This is a genomic window from Microvirga pudoricolor, assembly GCF_016892705.1.
Taxonomy (GTDB): Bacteria; Pseudomonadota; Alphaproteobacteria; order Rhizobiales; family Beijerinckiaceae; genus Microvirga; species Microvirga pudoricolor.
Map to the genome: position 1 here is coordinate 91258 of NZ_JAFEMB010000001.1, position 17185 is coordinate 108442.

A 17185-nucleotide genomic window follows, 5' to 3' on the forward strand; every position below is an offset into this window, starting at 1 on the left:
GCCGCAGGCCCGACGATACGCAAATGGGCGGCGAAGCGGAGCCTCACCACCTGGATTCTTGTCCCAACCTATAAACAGCAAGTCGCTTGACTAACCGTTACCCACATCGTCCCGCTCAAGCCACAAGGCCACCCTCGCCGCCCCCATTCCCCGTCGCCGGGGCTTCAATGATTGCGATGGACGGATCCGCCGTCCGGATCGGCCTCGGCACCCTCCACCGAAGACAACTGTGTTTGGACCTCCCGCAGCCAGGCGAGATTGGCCTCGTTATCCTCTTCGGCGAGCGCGCGCTCGGCAGCTCGAAGTTCGCTATGTAACGTGCGTGAGCGGCGATGCAAGGTGATGGCCTGGCGTAATGCGTCCTCAAGCCGCAAGAGATCGGCATGAGGATCGAGCATCCAGCGGTCGCCGGGACGGACAACGGACATCATGCGGTCGGTGATCTCCGTCAGTCCTGCCCGCTCGACCCGCGCCTGCATGACCTCGACGCCCGCCGGGTCGCCACTGGCCGCGCCATCAAGAAGCATCCGGCACAACATCTGGGATCCCCTGCCCTCAAATTCAAGCTCCGCAAGGGTTTCCGCGTGATCGTGCAACAGTTCGGGATGCCTCAGGAAGGTGCCCAGGATCATCGCCTCGCGAGGCGAGTCGGCCCCGCCGCCGGTGAAAAGGGCGCTGCGGGCCAGGAGCGGGCTGACGCTCAGGCGGGCGCTCGGAACCGTCGGCGTGGGGCCGCGCCAGTCCCGGCGGCCGCCCCCGCCGCCCCGCTGAAAACGCGCCGGCCGGGTGTCCGGGGAGAGGCTCGAAAGCCGCGCCTCGACCTCCTCCCGGTAATAACGCTTCAAGGTCTCGTCCCGAATCACCCCAAGTGATTCGCGAAGACGCCGGTCCATCATGGCCTTGCGCTCGGGGGTGTCGACGGGCCCCGCCTCCATCTCGCGCGCCCACAGCATGTCGACCAGGGGCCGCGCGCCGGCGAGCACCCGCTCGATGGCGGAGGCCCCGCCGGCGCGGGCGAGATCGTCCGGGTCCTGCCCGTCCGGCAGCATGGCGAAGCGCAGGGACTTGCCCACGGTCAGGTTCGGCAGGGCCGTCTCGAGCGCCCGATAGGCCGCCCGCTGCCCCGCCTTGTCGCCGTCGAAGCACAGGATGGGCTCGTCGCAGAGCCGCCACAGGAGCGTGAGCTGGTCTTCGGTCAGGGCCGTGCCCAGGGGAGCGACCGCGTTGGGAAAGCCCGCCGCCGAGAGCGAGATCACGTCCACATAGCCTTCGACCGCCAGGACCGTGCCCTTGTCGTGCGCCGGGCCGCGGGCCAGGTGATAGTTGTAGAGAAGCCGGCCCTTATTGAAGAGAGGGGTATCCGGCGAGTTCAGGTACTTGGCCGGAACGTCCGCGCTCATGGCCCGTCCCCCGAAGGCGATGACCCGGCCGCGCACGTCGCAGATGGGGAACATCACCCGGTCGCGGAACCGGTCGAAGGGAACCTTCACGTCCTCGCCCGTCACGAGGAGGCCGAGCTCACCCATGACCTCCAGGGAGACTCCCTTGTCCGCCAGGTGGTCCCGAAGGGCGTAGCGCTCCGGCGGCGCGTAGCCGACCCGGAACCGCGCCTGGGTGTCCCGGCTCAGCGCCCGGCCCGTCAGGTAATCCCGCGCCTTGGCGCCGAAGCGGCCCTGGAGCGAGGCTTCGAAGAAGACGGCCGCCATGTCCATGACGTCGTAAAGGCTCCGACGCCGGGTCTCCTGCTGGACGTCCTCGCGGGAAAGCTTGGGCAGCGCGACCCCCGCCTCCCCGGCCAACCGCTCCACGGCCTCCGGAAAGGACAGCCCTTCGGTTTCCATGAGGAAGGTGAAGACGTCCCCGTGCTTGCCGGACGAGAAGCAATGATAGAACTGCTTCTGGTCGTTCACGTAGAAGGAGGGCGTCTTCTCGGCGTTGAACGGCGACAGCCCCTTCCACTCGCGCCCCGCCTTCCTGAGACGCACGCGCTTGCCTACGACCCCCGAAATCGGCAGCCGGGCGCGTATCTCTTCGAGGATGGTGGGCGGGTAGCGCACGCGGCGTTTTCTCCGGGCCTATTCCTTAAACTAGGACAGCTTAACGGGAAACGAAGCATTGAAACTGCACCGGCGTTGCCCTCTGAATCCACAGACTCGAGCCGCGCGGATCCCCCTCCCGCAAGGGTGAGAAGGAAAACCGGTGCGTTACCCCTTCGGCAGCATCTCCTTCACGAGCCCGCTCGCGCGGCCGAAATCCATCCGGCCCGCATACTTGCCCCGCAGGATGCCCACGACCTTGCCCATGTCCTTCATGGAGGCGGCGCCGGTCTCGGCGATGGCGGCCTGGATGGCCGCCTTGATTTCGGCCTCGTCCATCTGCTGGGGCAGGAACGACGAAATGACCGCTGCCTCCTCCCGTTCCTGCTGGGCGAGTTCCTCGCGGCCGCCCTGCTCGTACATGGTGATCGATTCCTGGCGCTGCTTGATCATCTTCTGCAGGAGGGCGAGGATCTCGTCCTCGGTGGCCGGGCCCTTGCCGGTCCCCCGCAGCTCGATATCCTTGTCCTTGAGGGCGGCCTGGATGAGCCGGATGGTGCCGAGCTTGCGCTTGTCGCCGGCCTTCATGGCCTCCTTCATCTCGGTGGTGAAGCGTTCGCGCATGGCTGTTATCCTTGTAAGAAGAGACGCCGAGCGTTGACGGCGGGCGTGCCGCCCCTTAAGTCACCGAAGGTTTTCCCCAAAGTGCCCGAGAGCGGCCCGCCACCCGTGCGGCCCGTTGGGCTGCGACTTACAAGAGATCGGGACGATGCTGCAAGACAATCAAGCCAAAGGGACCTCGGCCGGGCTCTCGGACGGCTGGACGGAACCGCGCGCGACCGCCCTGCTGGTCCTCCAGGACGGCACCGTTCTCGAAGGCTTCGGCATCGGCGCCATCGGCGAGGCGACCGGCGAGGTCTGCTTCAACACCGCCATGACGGGCTACCAGGAGATCCTGACCGACCCGTCCTATGCGGGCCAGATCATCACCTTCACGTTCCCGCATATCGGCAATGTGGGCACCAACGACGAGGACGTCGAGAGCGTGAACGCGGCCGCCGCCTCGGGCGTGCGCGGCGCGATCCTGTCCGCCGCCATCACCGACCCGTCGAGCTGGCGCGCCTCCCGGCACCTGGACGCCTGGTTGAAGGCCCGCGGCATCGTCGGCCTCACCGGGATCGACACCCGGGCGCTGACCGTGCTGATCCGCGACAAGGGCATGCCCAACGCGGTCATCGCCCACGATCCCAACGGGGCCTTCGACGTCGAGGCTCTGAAGACCCGCGCGGCCGCCCTGCCCTCCATGGACGGCCAGGACCTCGTGCCCATGGTCACGAGCTCGCAGCGCTACGGTTGGGACGAGATCACCTGGAAGCGGGGCGAGGGCTTCGCCAAGCAGGACGCGCCTCAGCATCACGTGGTGGCCATCGATTACGGGGTGAAGCGCAACATCCTGCGCCTGCTCGCCCGGGCGGGCTGCAAGGTCACGGTGGTGCCCGCCAACGCCTCCGCCGAGGAGGTGCTGGCGCTCAAGCCCGACGGGGTCTTCCTGTCCAATGGACCTGGCGACCCGGCGGCCACGGGCGAGTACGCCGTGCCGGTCATTCGCAAGGTCCTGGAGGAGAAGATTCCCACCTTCGGAATCTGCCTCGGTCACCAGATGCTGGGCTTGGCTGTCGGCGGCACGACGAAGAAGATGCACCAGGGGCACCACGGCGCGAACCACCCCGTGAAGGACAAGACGACGGGCAAGGTGGAGATCACCTCCATGAACCACGGTTTCGCCGTGGATCCAGAGAGCCTGCCCGCGACGGCAGTCGAGACCCACGTGTCCCTGTTCGACGGCTCGAACTGCGGCATTTCGCTCACCGATCGCCCGGCCTTCTCGGTCCAGTACCACCCGGAGGCCTCGCCGGGCCCGCAGGATAGCCATTATCTTTTCGACCGCTTCGTGAAGCTGATCGAGGAGAACAAGGCTAAGGCCCGGGCTTAACGGAAGTTTTCGCGAGTCTTTCCCATCGGCAACGAAGTCGAACCCGCCGATAGTTCCCATCCGCGACAACAAGGCGCGACATCCGGGAGCATTGTCACCCCCGCCCAAATCGAGTTAACCGGTCGTTAAGCATTGCAATCGACCATAAAAACTTGATTTGGGGGTTCTCGGATGTCCTTTGACGATGAATCGGGCCACTTTGCCCGGCTGCACAACATCTTCACGTTCCATCTCGGCGTGGCCGTCAGCCTGTCTTGGCTGACCTCGCTCTACGCGTCGATGTATGCGCCTTGGGTGCGCAACATCCGTCCGCTCATCGACCCGTCGTATTCGGGTCACGTGGAGAGCACCTGGTCGTTTCTCTTCATCTTCCCCGTGGTTCTGACGGTCTCCTGGCTCATCGCCGTTTTCGGACGCAGCGTCATGCTCCAGCTTCGCATGCTGAAAAACCAGACCCTCGAATTCGCCATCGCGGCCGCCGTGGCCTTCGGCCTGTTCTACCTGTCGGTCGACCGCGCCGTCACGGCCATCCTGATCGGCTCCTAAATCGATAGCCAAGGTCGATCTTTCGTCACGCCGCGACGTTCACTCCGGTTGGGAGGAACGTCCATGACCGATGCGAGAGCCTATGGAGAGCGGCATGCGTACAATGTGCCGCTGGGAACGGAGACGTTCGTGTTCGCGGATGACGGGTTGATCCCGAACAACAAGCTGCCGCTGATCGTGAAGCGGCGCGCCATGTCCCCCGCCGCGTCCGATCGCGCCAAATCCCTGATCGCGACCTTCGCCAAGAACGGTTGGACCGGGGCCTGGCAGAACGGCATCTACGATTACCACCATTATCACTCGACCGCCCACGAGGTGCTCGGACTCGTATCGGGTTCGGCCAGCGTGCGCTTCGGCGGCGAAGGCGGCGATCTGGTCGGGCTCACGGCGGGCGACGTAGTGGTCATCCCAGCCGGCGTCGGACACGCGCTCATCAACGGCACCGCCGACCTGTCGGTGGTGGGCGCCTATGCGGATGGCCGTGAATGCGACCTCATCCGCGACGATGCCGGCGCCATCGCGGGCGCGCGCCAGCGCATCGCCGCCGTGCCCCTCCCGGACGCCGATCCCATCGACGGGACCGACGGACCCCTGATGAAGCTCTGGTCCTGAGACGGTGAAGGCCGCCCAGATCGCGGACGGCCTCCGTCGCATAGTAGATCGCTGGGTTTAGGCCGACAGGGTCACCTGCACGTTGCCCCGAATGGCATGCGAGTAGGGACACACGACGTCGGCGCGACGCATGAGGTCGTCGGCCTGCTCACGGGGCACGCCGGGCAGGTGCGCCTTCAGCTCCACCACCAGCCCGAAGCCCTGGCCGTCGTCGCGCTTGCCGATCCCCACAGAAGACGCGACGGACGCGTCGGCCGGGAGCGCGACCTTCTGCTGCGAGGCCACGAATTTCAGCGCGCCGAGGAAGCAGGCCGCATAGCCGGTTGCGAACAGTTGCTCCGGGTTGGTGCCCGCCGCGCCCGCGCCGCCCAGCTCTTTGGGGGTCGTGATGCGCAGGTCGAGGGTTCCGTCATCAGTCGAAGCCTGACCTTCACGTCCCCCGCCGGTTGCCGTCGCATGTGCTGTGTAGAGGGCCTGCATCGTCGTCTCCTGATCGTTCGCTTTAACAATTGCGCAATTAAATTGTCCGCAATCGATAACTAGGTGTGACATGGAAATGAATTGCGCGCAATTGATAAATCCGACAATCTTCTCGGCGAGGTTGATATGACTGCAAAGAACCCCGCACAGGCTCTCGACAACCAACTCTGCTTCACGGTCTATTCCATGGCGCACGCCTTCAACCGCGCCTACCGGACCATCCTGGCGCCGTTCGACCTGACCTATCCGCAATATCTGGTCCTGATCGTGCTTTGGGCGGAGGATGGCCTGAGCGTCAGGGAGATCGGCGCGAAGCTCTTTCTCGATTCCGGCACCCTCACGCCGCTCCTGAAGCGCCTGGAGGCCCAAGGCTATGTCCGGCGGGCGCGCGACAAGGCGGACGAGCGCCAAGTCAGGATCAGCTTGACGGACGAAGGCCGCGCGCTCCAGGAAAGGGCCAGCGGAGTGCCCCAGGAAATCGGCTGCACCCTCGGCATGGCGGGAGACGAGTATCGCGCCCTGCTGGGGCAGCTTGCGGATCTGCGCGGCAGGCTGCAGGCCTACGAGCCGCAGGCCATACAGGAGGACGAGCCCGGATGAGCTGGCGCGAATACTGGAACCAGGACACGCCGATCTACAGCGGCGAGCGGCACAAGCTGCTCCATTACCGGCTCGTCTCCAACGATATCGTGGCCCTGCTCCCCTCCGCGAACGCCCAGGTGCTCGACTATGGCTGCGGCGAGGCGCTCTTCGCCGAGCGCGTGGCCCGGCAGTGCTCGCACCTCTACCTGTGCGACGGTGCTCCGCTGGTGCGCGACCGGCTCGTGGAGCGGTTCGGCGCGAACGGGCGCATCACGGTCCTGGCGCCGGAGCAGCTCGACCACATCGAGGACGGCTCCCTCGACCTCATCGTCGTCAACTCCTTGCTGCAATATCTCTCGCTGGAGGATCTGCGCGGCCTGCTGGCGATCTGGCGAGGCAAGCTCTCGCCGGATGGCCGGCTGATCCTGGCCGACATCATCCCGCACGACGTCAGTCCCATCACGGACGCCAGGGCGTTGCTGTCGCTCGCGTGGCAGGGCGGCTTCCTGAAATCGGCCCTGCTGGGATTGGGCCGCACGGCCTTTTCCGAATACCGCAAGATCCGCGAGGAGATCGGTCTGTCGCATTACGCCGAGGACGAGATCGAGGAATTGCTCCGGGACGCGGGCTTCGTGCCCCGGCGCCTGGAGCGCAACATGGGCCACAACCAGGCGCGGATGACCTACGAGGCCCGCCTCGCGGCGCCCGATAACGGCGATCCTGTCTGACGGAACCTCCCCGATCACATTCCGTTGATCTTCTGAAAAGCCAAGCTTCAGGAGATCGTGATGTCCCGTATCGTTCCCCTCATGGCCGCGCTCGCGCTGGTCGCGGCCGGCGGCCTGTCGCAGGCCCAGGCCCAGCCCAAGACCCGGGCGGGCGTGCTCACCTGCAACGTGGCGGGCGGCGTCGGCCTGATCCTGGGCTCCCAGAAGGCCACGAGCTGCACTTTCAGGCCGCGCCGGGGTCCGGCCGAAACCTATACCGGCGTCATCCGCAAGTTCGGCCTCGATATCGGTGCGACGAAGTCGGGCGTGATCACGTGGGCGGTCATCGCCGACGGCAGCATGGCGCCGGGCTCGCTCGCCGGAACCTATGTGGGCGGCACGGGCGAGGCCACCATCGGAGGCGGCGTCGGCACCAATATCCTCGTGGGCGGATCCAACCGCTCGATCTCGCTGCAGCCGCTCTCCGTCAGCCGCCAGCGTGGGCTGAACCTCGCGGTCGGCGTCGGCGACCTGGAACTGCGCGCCGGACGCTAGGGCGTATCGGCGCCGATGGAGGCCGGGCCAGGGGCCCGGCCTTCCGCTTTCGCGCCTGCGAGACCGCCCTCTTGCCAAGCCCTGTCCGGGGGCAGACCATCGCGGGCATGCGCCGTTGAAGAAGCGCAGGGTTCGACGCATCGGCGGGGGCGGGAGGAGATTTCCCATGGCACCCAACGGACAGGCGGCACCTCAGGCGAGACATCCTGCGGGTCCTCGATGCTTTGCCATCGTGGGCCCCTTCCAAAGCGGCAAGACCACGCTCCTCGAAGCCATCCTGGAGCGCACCGGCGCCATCAGCCGGGCCGGACGGGTCTCGGACGGCGCCAGCGCGGGCGATTCCAGCGCGGAGGCCCGCGCCCACGCCATGAGCGTCGAGCCCAATGTGGCGACGGTTTCGTTCCTGGGCGAGGCCATGACCTTCATCGATTGCCCAGGCTCGGTGGAGTTCCTGCACGATCTGCGCAACGTGGCCCCGGTCTGCGACGCCGCCATCGTGGTGTGCGAGGCGGACGAGCGGAAGATCCCGGCGCTGGAAATCGTTCTGCGCGAGCTCGAGGAGGCGCAGATCCCGCGGTTTCTGTTCGTCAACAAGATCGATACGGCCACGCGCCGGCTGCGGGAAACGCTTGCGCTCCTGCAGCGCGCCTCCCGCACCCCGCTCCTGCTGCGCCAGATCCCGATCTGGAAGGACGGCATCGCGATCGGCTTCATCGACCTCGCCCTGGAGCGAGCCTTCATCTACCGCGAGCATGCGCCGAGCGAGATCGTGGACGTGCCGGACGGGGAGCTGCCCCGGGAGCGCGAGGCCCGTTTCGCCATGCTGGAAAAGCTCGCCGATTACGACGACGCCCTGATGGAGGAACTCATCTCTGAGATCGAGCCGCCCAAGGACCGGGTCTTCGACGATCTCGCCAAGGAGTTGCGGGGCGGCCATGTGGTCCCGGCGCTCATCGGCTCCGCCGAGCGGGGCAACGGCGTGACACGGCTCCTGAAAGCCCTGCGCCACGAGGCCCCGCTCCTGTCCGAAACCTGCGCGCGGCTGGGCGTGGCGCCCGACGGGCCGCCGCTGGCCCAGACCGTCAAAACGCTCCATGCGGGGCAAGGCGGCAAGCTGTCCCTGGCGCGGGTCCTGCGCGGCGCCTTCCATGAGGGCGAGACCGTGATCGGATCGCGCGGGCAGGAGAGCCGCATCGCCAGCCTGTTTTCCCTGGTGGGTTCGGGCGCGACGCGCATCCAGGAGGCCAGGGCGGGCGATTTCGTGGGATTCGGCCGCCTCGAGGGCATCGCCACGGCGGAAAGCTTCGCCACCGGCAAGGCCAAGCCCGACGCGGTCCTGTCAGTCGTCGTGCCCAAACCCGTCTACGCTTTCGCTCTCAAGGTGCGGGACCGCAAGGACGACGTGCGCCTGTCCAGCGCGCTGACGAAGATCGTCGAGGAGGATCCGGCCCTGTCGGTCGAGACCCGGCCCGAGCTGGGAGAGATCCGCCTTCACGGGCAAGGCGAGATGCACCTGCGGGTCGCCATCGAGCGTCTGGCTTCGCGCTTCCAGGTCCAGGTGGAGACGGCCAAGCCTCACGTGGCCTATTGCGAGACCATCCGGGCGCCGGCTGCCGCACGGGGACGCCACAAGAAGCAGACCGGCGGACATGGGCAGTTCGGCGACGTGGCCATCGAGGTGGCCCCCCTGCCCCGGGGTGAGGGGTTCGCGTTCCAGGACAGCATCACGGGCGGCGTGGTGCCCCGGCAGTACATACCGTCCGTGGAGACGGGAGTGCGCGACGCCATCAGGTGCGGTCCCCTCGGCTTTCCCGTCGTCGACCTCGCGGTTCGGCTGACGGACGGCTCCTATCACAGCGTCGATTCCTCCGACGCGGCCTTCCAGGCCGCCGCCAGGATCGCCCTGGCCGAGGCCCTGCCCAAGGCCAAGCCGGTCCTGCTGGAGCCGGTCCTGTCCGTGGAAATCGCCGTCCCGTCGGAGGCGCTCGCCCGGGCCACGGGCCTCGTGACGGCCCGCCGGGGCCAGATCCTGGGCTATGACGCACGCCCCGGTTGGGACGGCTGGGACGTGCTCAGCGCCTCGATCCCGGAGGCCGAGATGGGCGACCTCATCGTGGAGCTCCGTTCTGTGACGGCGGGGGTGGGCACGTTCTCGACCCGGTTCGACCACATGGCCGAGATGTCGGGGCGGCCCTCCGAGGCGGTGGTGCGGATGAATGCCCACTAGGGCTGACGATATTCGCGGTTGGATAATCAGATCTGGACGGTCATCGGTGTGTCAGAATACCGATGACCTCATCGCATCCCTGAATACAGCCTTAAGGAAGTTGCGAGGTTCCAGGATCTGTGGAAGCGTCACCCCCATTCGGACAAGCTTGACCTTTTCCACAGGAAGCAGCGGAACGGCAGCCTTGTCACGAGGTTCAGATTGGTGGAGCGTCAGCCTCGGTAGGCTGAGCGGCATTGGCTCCCTCATAGGGCGATTCTTAGGACATGATATGACGAAGTCTCTCAAAGCACTGCTGGAGGCCGCTAAAACCGTGGAGGTAACGCGCGAGCATCGCGAGCAGCAAAGGCGCAGCTTCGCTTATGGGAACACCCATTTCGAGAATAGTCGCATCACGCGCAAGATGATTGATGAACAGGCGGAGAAGCTCGCCAGGGAAGAGCATGAACCCAAGCGGCCCTGAGAAGCGGGACAGTAAGGCGTTTGAGCCTGAACTCATCAATGACCCGCAGATAAAAGCGGAGGCGGAGGCTCTCAATGGCCTACGGCAATACGATGCTGGTATCTCTGCCGTACAAAGCGCGCTCGATCGAGGGTCGTTCAAGTTGAGACCGTCGCTCGTATTGGGACTTCAGCGAGAAGCGCTGAAGGGGATCAGCATGTATGCTGGCAACTTTCGGCCTGCCGGAATGGAAATCGAAGGAAGCAAGCACGAGCCGCCAGGGGCACACCTCGTTCCGGAACTGATCGAGGAAATGTGTGATTACGTCAATGAGAACTGGGAGAGTTCAACGCCAATCCACCTTGGGGCTTATCTTATGTGGCGCCTCAACTGGATTCATCCTTTCGCGGATGGCAATGGCAGGACGTCCCGCATCCTCTCTTATGTCGTGATGTCGATCCGGGCGCAGTCCTTGCTTCCTGGAACACCGACGATCCCCGATCAGATTGTTGAAAACCGCGTCCCCTATTTCGATGCCCTGGACGCCGCGGATGAAGCCTGGAGCCACGGTCAGGTCAATGTGTCGAAGATGGAAGCGCTCCTGGCCGGCATGCTCGCCCGCCAATTGGCAGGATTCTATGAATTCGCGGGCGGCAAAATCGATGCCTCGGAGGATTCGTAGTTCATTTCCAGAGAACCCAAGCGCCTGACGCTGGAACATTCCACTCCGGCTTGAGCTTGGCAGGCATTGTCTTGCAACTTGCCTCAGCGAGGTCGAGAATCCTCGCATCCAAGCTTTGCCGCCTCCCCATCGACAAAAGAGTTCCGTCGCGCCACATTAGAGCCATGTAAGGAGACGCCATCTCCAGCGTAACAGCTTCGCGTGCAGCGCGAAGGGAGGATCCATGAACGCCACGCCCCAGGCGGCCACTTTCTCGGCCGGAGCGGATGCTCCATCAAAACCCTGGCTTGCGTCCTACCCGCCCAGCGTACCGCCCGCCATCGACGAGAATGTCGGGACCCTCGTGGACATGCTGCAGGCCAGCGTTTCGGCCTTTCCGGAGCGCCCGGCGGTGGAGAGCTTCGGCTCCCGCATGACCTATACCGAGCTCGGCCGCGCCTCGGACGCCGTGGCGTCCTGGCTCCAGCATCAGGGGCTCGAGAAAGGCGACCGCGTCGCCATCATGCTTCCGAACGTCATGGCCTATCCGGCGGTCATCTTCGGAATCCTCAAGGCCGGCTATGCCGTGGTCAACGTCAACCCGCTCTATACGGCGCGGGAACTCGGTCACCAGATCCAGGATTCCGGCGCCCGGATCCTCTTCGTCCTGGAGAACTTCGCCCACACCGTCGAGGAAGCGCTTCCCTCCCTCAAGCTTGACCGTACCGTCATCGTGGCGCCCGGCGACCTGCTGGGCCTCAAGGGCGCGATCGTCAACCTCGTGTCCCGCCGGGTGAAGCGGGCCGTCAAACCCTACCGTCTGCCGAGCTCGATCACGTTCAAGACCGTGATGAAGGAAGAGGGAAGCTGCAAGCCGAAGGCGGTGGCGGTCTCGCCAGACGACGTGGCCTTCCTGCAATATACCGGCGGCACCACGGGCATCGCCAAGGGGGCCGTCCTGCTGCACCGCAACGTCGCCGCCAACGTGATCCAGACCGAGTTCTGGATGCGGCCGCATTTCGGCGAGCGGACGGATCACGTGATGATCGCGGCGCTGCCGCTCTACCATATCTTCGGGCTGACGGTCTGTTCCCTGCTCGTGGTGAGGATCGGCGGGTGCCAGCTCCTCATCGCCAACCCGCGCGACATTCCGGGCTTCGTGAAAACGCTCAAGTCCCGGCCCTTCACTCTCATGGCCGGCGTGAACACCCTCTACAACGCCCTCGCCAACGCGCCGGGCATCGAGCAGGTCGACTTCTCCCGCATGGTGCTGGCGGCGGCCGGCGGCATGGCCACGCAGGAGGCCGTGGCGCGCAAGTGGAAGCTCATCACGGGCAAACCCATCGTGGAGGGCTACGGCTTGTCCGAGACCTCGCCCATCGTGTGCATCAACCGCCTCGACATCGAGGATTTCACGGGCACCATCGGGTATCCGATCCCGTCCACGGACGTGTCCGTGCGATCCGGTGACGGCACGCCCCTGCCCTACGGCGAGCGCGGGGAACTCTGCATCAAGGGCCCCCAGGTGATGGCGGGCTACTGGAAGAGACCCGACGAGACCGCCAAGGTCATGACCGCCGACGGCTATTTCCGCAGCGGCGACGTCGCCGTAATCGAGCCGGACGGCAGGGTGCGGATCGTCGACCGGATGAAGGACATGGTCCTCGTGTCGGGCTTCAACGTCTATCCCAACGAGGTGGAGGACGTGCTCGTTCGCCATCCGGGCGTCCTGGAGGCCGCCGTGATCGGGCTGCCGGATGAGGCGTCCGGCGAGGCCGTGGTGGCCTATGTGGTGCGCAAGGATCAGGCCCTTCAGGCCGATGCCCTGCGGGCCTTCTGCCGCGAGAACCTGACGGGCTACAAGGTGCCGCGCCGGATCGAGTTCCGGGAGGCGCTTCCGAAGACGAACGTCGGAAAGGTGCTGCGCCGGGCGCTCAAGGACGAGGCCATGGGCGCGGCGTAAAAGGTCGTGCCGGCCTCATGATCGCAGTGTCGTTTGTCTCGAAGCCTCATCCTGAGGGCCCGCATAGCGGGCGTCTCGAAGGATGGTCCAGTTGGCACCGGAAGCACTCCGCTGAATCATCCTTCGAGACGAATGGCTCTGCTATTCCCTCAGGATGAGGACTTGCGCTTTGCCCCCCGGCAATCCTCACATCACCGGACAAGGCCGGCTCGTCACCACCCATGACATGACGTTGATGGCCATCCCGCACTCGGCCACCCGAGGGCCGTCCGGCGTGGCCATGCAGGCGCTTTCTCCTTCGGCGAAGATGCGGCCCTCCATGCGGCAATAGCAGTCCGGCAGCTTGGCTTCGTGGACCTGACCAATCGATAGGGCGGGAGCGGCGACCAGAGCCGCAATCGTGAGCATGATGCGCAGCATGGCGCGATCCTCCGGCGGATGTCCCGGATTCTACGCTCAATGCGGGGGGCTCAAAAGAAAAAAGCCGGGCGCGGGGCCCGGCTAAGTCAAGAGGTCCGACAAAAATTCGTCAAAACCTTCCAGAGGGAACGGCCGACACGACAGCGCTGGGAGGAAGTAGCGGTGCCGTGTGAAATCAGCCAATGCCGATATCGCAAGCATCGTGCTTTTTCGCAATGCAATATGCCTCATGAAAGGGCTGCGCCGCGCGCATAGCTTGACGCAAGGGACGACATAATTCCGTCAAGCTTTGAAGCTTGGCTTTAGGCTAGAAGGCTCAAGAGGCTGTCTGTGCAGGCTTTTCTGCAAAGATGAGTCTAGAACGTCCAGCGCTGGGCCTTGTTGATGAGGAAGTCGCGGAAGGCTTGCACCCGCGCTACCGAGCGCATTTCCTCTGCATAAACCAGATAGCTGTCGAGAGAGGGCATCTCCACGTCACGCAGGATCTGCACGAGGTTGGGATTGCCCACCACCGCGTAATCCGGCAGCACGCCGATTCCCGCGCCGGTCTCCACCGCGATCTTCAAGGCCGTGATGTTGTTCACCACGTAATGATAGGCGCGCGGCTCCTTGCCCTCGCGGCCGGCTGTGGAGAGCCAGTGCACGGCCATGAGGTAGGAGGGCTGCTGGCCGCCAAAGGAAACGATGCGGTGCTCGTCCAGGTCTTCCAGGCTCTTGGGCTCGCCGAAACGCTTGATGTAGTCCGTCGACGCATAGACGTGAAAGTGCACCGTGAACAGGCGGCGCTGGATCAGGTCCGGCTGGGCGGGGCGACGCAGGCGGATCGCCACGTCGGCTTCCCGCATGGCCAGGTCCAGCTCCTCGTTGGAGAGCAGCAGCTCGACCCGCACATCCGGATACAGGTCCATGAACTCGGCGATGCGCTGCGCGAGCCAGATGGAACCGAGGCCGACCGTCGTGGTGACCTTCAGGTCCCCCGACGGGCGCTCGCTCGTCTCCACGAGGCGGGCCTTGGTGGTTTCGAGCCGCATGCGCATGTCACGGGCGGCCCGGAACAGGAGATCGCCCTGCTCGGTCAGGATGAGACCGCGGGCGTGGCGGTGGAACAGGGGGGCCTTGAGCTCCCGCTCCAGGGCGCTGATCTGGCGGCTCACCGCCGACTGGCTCAACCCCAGATCGTCACCGGCGCGCGTGAAGCTGCCAGCTTCGGCGACGGTGTAAAAAATCCGGATCTTGTCCCAGTCCACGGTATTCCCCCGATGACCCTCCCTCTGGAAGCAGGTCGCGTGATCGTCTTACCAATACATGGGCAGACGCAACAGGAATTCCGTTCGAAGGCTTAATTCTCTGTTTATGTGTGGCTATTCGGCAGCTTCGCGGGATTCTTCCAGGGTCGCGAGGTAGCGCTCGGCCTCCAGCGCCGCCATGCAGCCCATGCCGGCCGCCGTGACGGCCTGGCGATAGACGTCGTCGGTCACGTCGCCCGCCGCGAACACGCCCGGCACGTTGGTCTCCGGGGAACCGGGCTTGGTCTGGAGGTAGCCGCCCGCCTTCATGTCGAGCTGGCCCGCGAACAGCTCCGTCGAGGGCTTGTGGCCGATGGCGACGAAGACGCCGTCCGTGTTGAAGTCCGAGACCTGCCCCGTGACGAGGTTCTTGAGACGCACATGGGTCACCGAGGCGGGCCCTTGCGTGCCGCAGATCTCTTCGACGGCCGAGTTCCAGATCACGCTGATGTTGGGATGCTTGTGCAGCCGGTCCTGCAGGATCTTCTCGGCGCGCAGGGAGTCGCGCCGGTGCACGAGGGTTACCTTGGAGGCGAGTTGGGCCAGATAGAGCGCTTCCTCCACGGCCGTGTTGCCGCCGCCCACCACCAGCACCTCCTTGCCCCGGTAGAAGAAGCCGTCGCAGGTGGCGCAGGCCGAGACGCCGAAGCCCTGGAAGAGCGCCTCGGAGGGCAGGCCCAGCCACTTGGCCTGGGCGCCCGTGGAGATGATCAGGGCGTCGCAGCTGTAGGTGTTGCCGGAATCGCCCTCGAGGCGGAAGGGGCGCTGGTTCAGGTCGACCCGGGTGACGTGGTCGGAGATCATGCGGGTGCCCACATGCTCGGCCTGCATGCGCATCTGCTCCATGAGCCAGGGTCCCTGGATCGTGTCGGCGAAGCCCGGATAGTTCTCCACGTCCGTGGTGATCATAAGCTGGCCGCCGGGCTGGAAGCCGGAGATGAGCACCGGCTCCACCAGGGCGCGGGCCGCATAGATCGCCGCCGTATAGCCGGCCGGGCCGGAGCCGATGATCATGAGCTTGGCGTGGATATGGGCCATCAGGGTGTCTCCGGTGCAAGGTCCGCTGCGGGCAAGCCGAGGGCCCGGCGGTGGCGGTTCCATCGTTCTGCGATGGCCGCCGCGATCTCAAGGGTAGCATTTAAGGGCGGGTACGGGTCTCCCACAAGGGAGCCCGTGAAGGGATGCACAATTCCCTTGCCCTTCAGGCCGTTCAGGAAGGCGGTGAACTTGGGGTGGCCGCCCTGGGGCTCGAACAGAAGGATGGGCCGGCCCGTGGCGGCCGCTTCGCCCACCATGTTGGTGGAATCCGCCGTGACCACCAGGGCGTCGGCGAGCGCAAGCATGGCCAGGAAAGGGTTGGGGCCGGTTCCGTCCCAGAAGAAGCCGCCATGGGTCGCGGCAAGGCCTGCCAAGGCCCGCTTCAGGGCGTCGGGGGTGCGGCGGGAGGCCGAGATCATGAGCCCTGCGCCGCCCTTCGCCAGGGTTTCGAGCTGAGCCTGAAACCGCGACACGTCCGCATCCGTGAACCGGTGGTGGCGGCTCGACCCGCCCACCAGCACCGCCACGCGGGGCCGGGGCAGGCCCGCCAGGCGCGGATCCGGCGCCGCCCGCGCGGCCGCGAGACGGCCCGGCAGGATGCCGTGGGGCGGCGTGAGGGTGGCCAGCACGTTGGGGCCGCGCAGCCGGTCGTGCTCCGACACCCAGATGAAGTCGGCCGCCCCCGCTCCGGTGCGCGGATCCTTCAGGAACACCGTGAAGGTGCGTCCGCCGGTCGCCCGCTTGACGAAGGCGCAATAGGGCACCGCCCGCCGGCCGGATGCGATGAGCAGATCCGGAAAAGGCGGCACGATGGGGCTGTTGTGGGCGCCGGGCCGCTCGCGCGGGTCGATGGGTCCCCACGGCATCGCCCACGTGAAGGGCGGACGCGGCCGGACCCGGCGGATTTCCGGCGTCATCCCCAGGGCCGTCGCCACCCCCAGGCACTGGTTCTCGTCCCCGGCCTTGCCGTCCGTGAGCACCCAGGAGGTGATGGGGCCGGGCTCGGTCGGGCCGGCTGGATCACGCAACATTCGATCAAACTGCCTGTGGAGTTCATGAGGATCGTTGCGACTTGAGCGCGCGTCCTCCTTGTGCCTTCCCTCTACACGGTCTAGTCAGCCAAGACGAGCCATTCCCGGAGGTCATGTGCGCGGACGCCTCGATTCCATAGACTGGGCTATCCTGAGGGAGCTTCAGGCCGATGGCAGCATCACGAACGTGGAGCTGGCGCGCCGTGTCGGGCTGTCGGCGCCGCCCTGCCTGCGGCGGGTGCGGGCCCTGGAGAATGCCGGCATCATCAAGGCCTACCGGGCCATGCTGGACCCCAAGGCGCTCGGGTTCGAGATCGTCTGCTTCGCGATGGTCCAGCTCGCGGTCCAGGGCAAGACCGAGCTCGACGGCTTCGAGAAGCGGATCAAGGAATGGTCCATGGTGCGGGAGTGCTGGGTCCTGTCCGGCGACGTTGACTTCATCCTGAAATGCGTGGCGCCGAACCTGTCCGCCTTCCAGAGCTTCGTGTCAGAGCTCACCGCCCTGCCCAACGTGCGCAACGTGCGCACGGCGCTGACCCTGGACCTCGTTAAGGACGAGGCCCTGGTCCCGCTGGAAGACGTGCCGGAGCCCACGGTCTCCTGAGA

The 17185-nt window shown here is 65.7% G+C and carries 18 protein-coding genes; 11 read left to right on the forward strand and 7 right to left on the reverse strand.

From position 1 onward, the window contains the following. Window positions 1-164 precede the first annotated feature (164 nt). Window positions 165-2057, reverse strand: a complete 1893-nt coding sequence (dnaG, locus tag ILT42_RS00430; RefSeq protein ID WP_204213334.1) for a DNA primase — start codon at window positions 2055-2057, stop codon at window positions 165-167. Window positions 2058-2204: 147 nt separating this feature from the next. Beyond that, window positions 2205-2660: a GatB/YqeY domain-containing protein gene (locus ILT42_RS00435; protein WP_204213335.1), complete on the reverse strand. Its 456-nt coding sequence runs from the start codon at window positions 2658-2660 to the stop codon at window positions 2205-2207. A 145-nt stretch (window positions 2661-2805) separates the two neighbouring features. Here ILT42_RS00435 and carA point away from each other — a divergent pair, with 145 nt between their 5' ends. The 3 genes from carA (at window position 2806) to ILT42_RS00450 (ending at window position 5187) form a co-directional block, all read left to right on the forward strand. Then, window positions 2806-4029, forward strand: a complete 1224-nt coding sequence (gene carA, locus ILT42_RS00440; protein ID WP_204213336.1) for a glutamine-hydrolyzing carbamoyl-phosphate synthase small subunit — start codon at window positions 2806-2808, stop codon at window positions 4027-4029. A 171-nt stretch (window positions 4030-4200) separates the two neighbouring features. Next, window positions 4201-4575: a hypothetical protein gene (locus ILT42_RS00445; RefSeq protein WP_204213337.1), complete on the forward strand. Its 375-nt coding sequence runs from the start codon at window positions 4201-4203 to the stop codon at window positions 4573-4575. A 63-nt stretch (window positions 4576-4638) separates the two neighbouring features. After that, window positions 4639-5187, forward strand: coding sequence for a cupin domain-containing protein (locus ILT42_RS00450; protein WP_204213338.1), 549 nt, complete (start codon window positions 4639-4641; stop codon window positions 5185-5187). Window positions 5188-5244: 57 nt separating this feature from the next. On the opposite strand, the gene ILT42_RS00455 is transcribed toward ILT42_RS00450, so the two are convergent. Next, a complete protein-coding gene (locus ILT42_RS00455; RefSeq protein ID WP_204213339.1) occupies window positions 5245-5667 on the reverse strand; it encodes an organic hydroperoxide resistance protein in 423 nt (140 codons plus the stop codon). 126 nt (window positions 5668-5793) lie between these two features. Between ILT42_RS00455 and ILT42_RS00460 the strand changes: the two genes are divergently transcribed. From ILT42_RS00460 to ILT42_RS00490, 7 genes are all read left to right on the forward strand, one after another. Next, window positions 5794-6267, forward strand: a complete 474-nt coding sequence (locus tag ILT42_RS00460; protein WP_204213340.1) for a MarR family winged helix-turn-helix transcriptional regulator — start codon at window positions 5794-5796, stop codon at window positions 6265-6267. Further along, window positions 6264-6977 (forward strand): class I SAM-dependent methyltransferase, encoded by a 714-nt coding sequence (locus tag ILT42_RS00465; RefSeq protein WP_204213341.1) that lies wholly within the window; start codon window positions 6264-6266, stop codon window positions 6975-6977. The genes ILT42_RS00460 and ILT42_RS00465 overlap by 4 nt, the downstream gene beginning before the upstream one ends. A gap of 60 nt (window positions 6978-7037) precedes the next feature. Then, on the forward strand, window positions 7038-7511 hold the full coding sequence (locus ILT42_RS00470) for a DUF992 domain-containing protein (RefSeq protein ID WP_204213342.1): 474 nt from the start codon (window positions 7038-7040) through the stop codon (window positions 7509-7511). Between the two features lie 166 nt (window positions 7512-7677). Further along, entirely contained in the window at window positions 7678-9738 is a 2061-nt protein-coding gene (locus ILT42_RS00475; protein WP_204213343.1) for an elongation factor G, read from the forward strand. 271 nt (window positions 9739-10009) lie between these two features. Further along, window positions 10010-10201: a hypothetical protein gene (locus ILT42_RS00480; protein WP_204213344.1), complete on the forward strand. Its 192-nt coding sequence runs from the start codon at window positions 10010-10012 to the stop codon at window positions 10199-10201. Beyond that, complete coding sequence (locus ILT42_RS00485) at window positions 10182-10862, forward strand: Fic family protein (RefSeq protein WP_204213345.1); 681 nt, start codon at window positions 10182-10184, stop codon at window positions 10860-10862. Before ILT42_RS00480 ends, ILT42_RS00485 begins: the two co-directional genes overlap by 20 nt. A gap of 223 nt (window positions 10863-11085) precedes the next feature. Beyond that, entirely contained in the window at window positions 11086-12804 is a 1719-nt protein-coding gene (locus ILT42_RS00490; protein ID WP_204213346.1) for an AMP-binding protein, read from the forward strand. Between the two features lie 186 nt (window positions 12805-12990). Here the strand turns inward: ILT42_RS00490 and ILT42_RS00495 are convergent, their stop codons facing one another. The 4 genes from ILT42_RS00495 to ILT42_RS00510 form a co-directional block, all read right to left on the reverse strand. Then, window positions 12991-13224, reverse strand: a complete 234-nt coding sequence (locus tag ILT42_RS00495) for a hypothetical protein (protein WP_204213347.1) — start codon at window positions 13222-13224, stop codon at window positions 12991-12993. A 356-nt stretch (window positions 13225-13580) separates the two neighbouring features. Beyond that, the gene (locus ILT42_RS00500) at window positions 13581-14471 is read right to left on the reverse strand and encodes a LysR family transcriptional regulator (RefSeq protein ID WP_204213348.1); all 891 of its coding nucleotides are present in this window, start codon (window positions 14469-14471) and stop codon (window positions 13581-13583) included. 114 nt (window positions 14472-14585) lie between these two features. After that, window positions 14586-15548, reverse strand: coding sequence for a thioredoxin-disulfide reductase (trxB, locus tag ILT42_RS00505; RefSeq protein WP_204213349.1), 963 nt, complete (start codon window positions 15546-15548; stop codon window positions 14586-14588). Then, window positions 15548-16579, reverse strand: coding sequence for a mitochondrial fission ELM1 family protein (locus ILT42_RS00510; RefSeq protein ID WP_204213350.1), 1032 nt, complete (start codon window positions 16577-16579; stop codon window positions 15548-15550). Before ILT42_RS00510 ends, trxB begins: the two co-directional genes overlap by 1 nt. 115 nt (window positions 16580-16694) lie before the next feature. On the opposite strand from ILT42_RS00510, the gene ILT42_RS00515 reads away from it, so the two are divergent. Continuing rightward, window positions 16695-17183, forward strand: a complete 489-nt coding sequence (locus tag ILT42_RS00515) for an Lrp/AsnC family transcriptional regulator (RefSeq protein ID WP_204213351.1) — start codon at window positions 16695-16697, stop codon at window positions 17181-17183. The last annotated feature ends 2 nt before the right edge of the window (window positions 17184-17185 follow it).

Bases quoted from the DNA above. Each gene is read 5' to 3' on its own strand.
- ILT42_RS00435 (WP_204213335.1), bottom strand. From the start codon at position 2,660: ATGCGCGAACGCTTCACCACCGAGATGAAGGAGGCCATGAAGGCCGGC.
- carA (WP_204213336.1), top strand. From the start codon at position 2,806: ATGCTGCAAGACAATCAAGCCAAAGGGACCTCGGCCGGGCTCTCGGAC.
- ILT42_RS00445 (WP_204213337.1), top strand. From the start codon at position 4,201: ATGTCCTTTGACGATGAATCGGGCCACTTTGCCCGGCTGCACAACATC.
- ILT42_RS00450 (WP_204213338.1), top strand. From the start codon at position 4,639: ATGACCGATGCGAGAGCCTATGGAGAGCGGCATGCGTACAATGTGCCG.
- ILT42_RS00455 (WP_204213339.1), bottom strand. From the start codon at position 5,667: ATGCAGGCCCTCTACACAGCACATGCGACGGCAACCGGCGGGGGACGT.
- ILT42_RS00460 (WP_204213340.1), top strand. From the start codon at position 5,794: ATGACTGCAAAGAACCCCGCACAGGCTCTCGACAACCAACTCTGCTTC.
- ILT42_RS00465 (WP_204213341.1), top strand. From the start codon at position 6,264: ATGAGCTGGCGCGAATACTGGAACCAGGACACGCCGATCTACAGCGGC.
- ILT42_RS00470 (WP_204213342.1), top strand. From the start codon at position 7,038: ATGTCCCGTATCGTTCCCCTCATGGCCGCGCTCGCGCTGGTCGCGGCC.
- ILT42_RS00475 (WP_204213343.1), top strand. From the start codon at position 7,678: ATGGCACCCAACGGACAGGCGGCACCTCAGGCGAGACATCCTGCGGGT.
- ILT42_RS00480 (WP_204213344.1), top strand. From the start codon at position 10,010: ATGACGAAGTCTCTCAAAGCACTGCTGGAGGCCGCTAAAACCGTGGAG.
- ILT42_RS00485 (WP_204213345.1), top strand. From the start codon at position 10,182: ATGAACCCAAGCGGCCCTGAGAAGCGGGACAGTAAGGCGTTTGAGCCT.
- ILT42_RS00490 (WP_204213346.1), top strand. From the start codon at position 11,086: ATGAACGCCACGCCCCAGGCGGCCACTTTCTCGGCCGGAGCGGATGCT.
- ILT42_RS00495 (WP_204213347.1), bottom strand. From the start codon at position 13,224: ATGCTGCGCATCATGCTCACGATTGCGGCTCTGGTCGCCGCTCCCGCC.
- trxB (WP_204213349.1), bottom strand. From the start codon at position 15,548: ATGGCCCATATCCACGCCAAGCTCATGATCATCGGCTCCGGCCCGGCC.
- ILT42_RS00510 (WP_204213350.1), bottom strand. From the start codon at position 16,579: ATGTTGCGTGATCCAGCCGGCCCGACCGAGCCCGGCCCCATCACCTCC.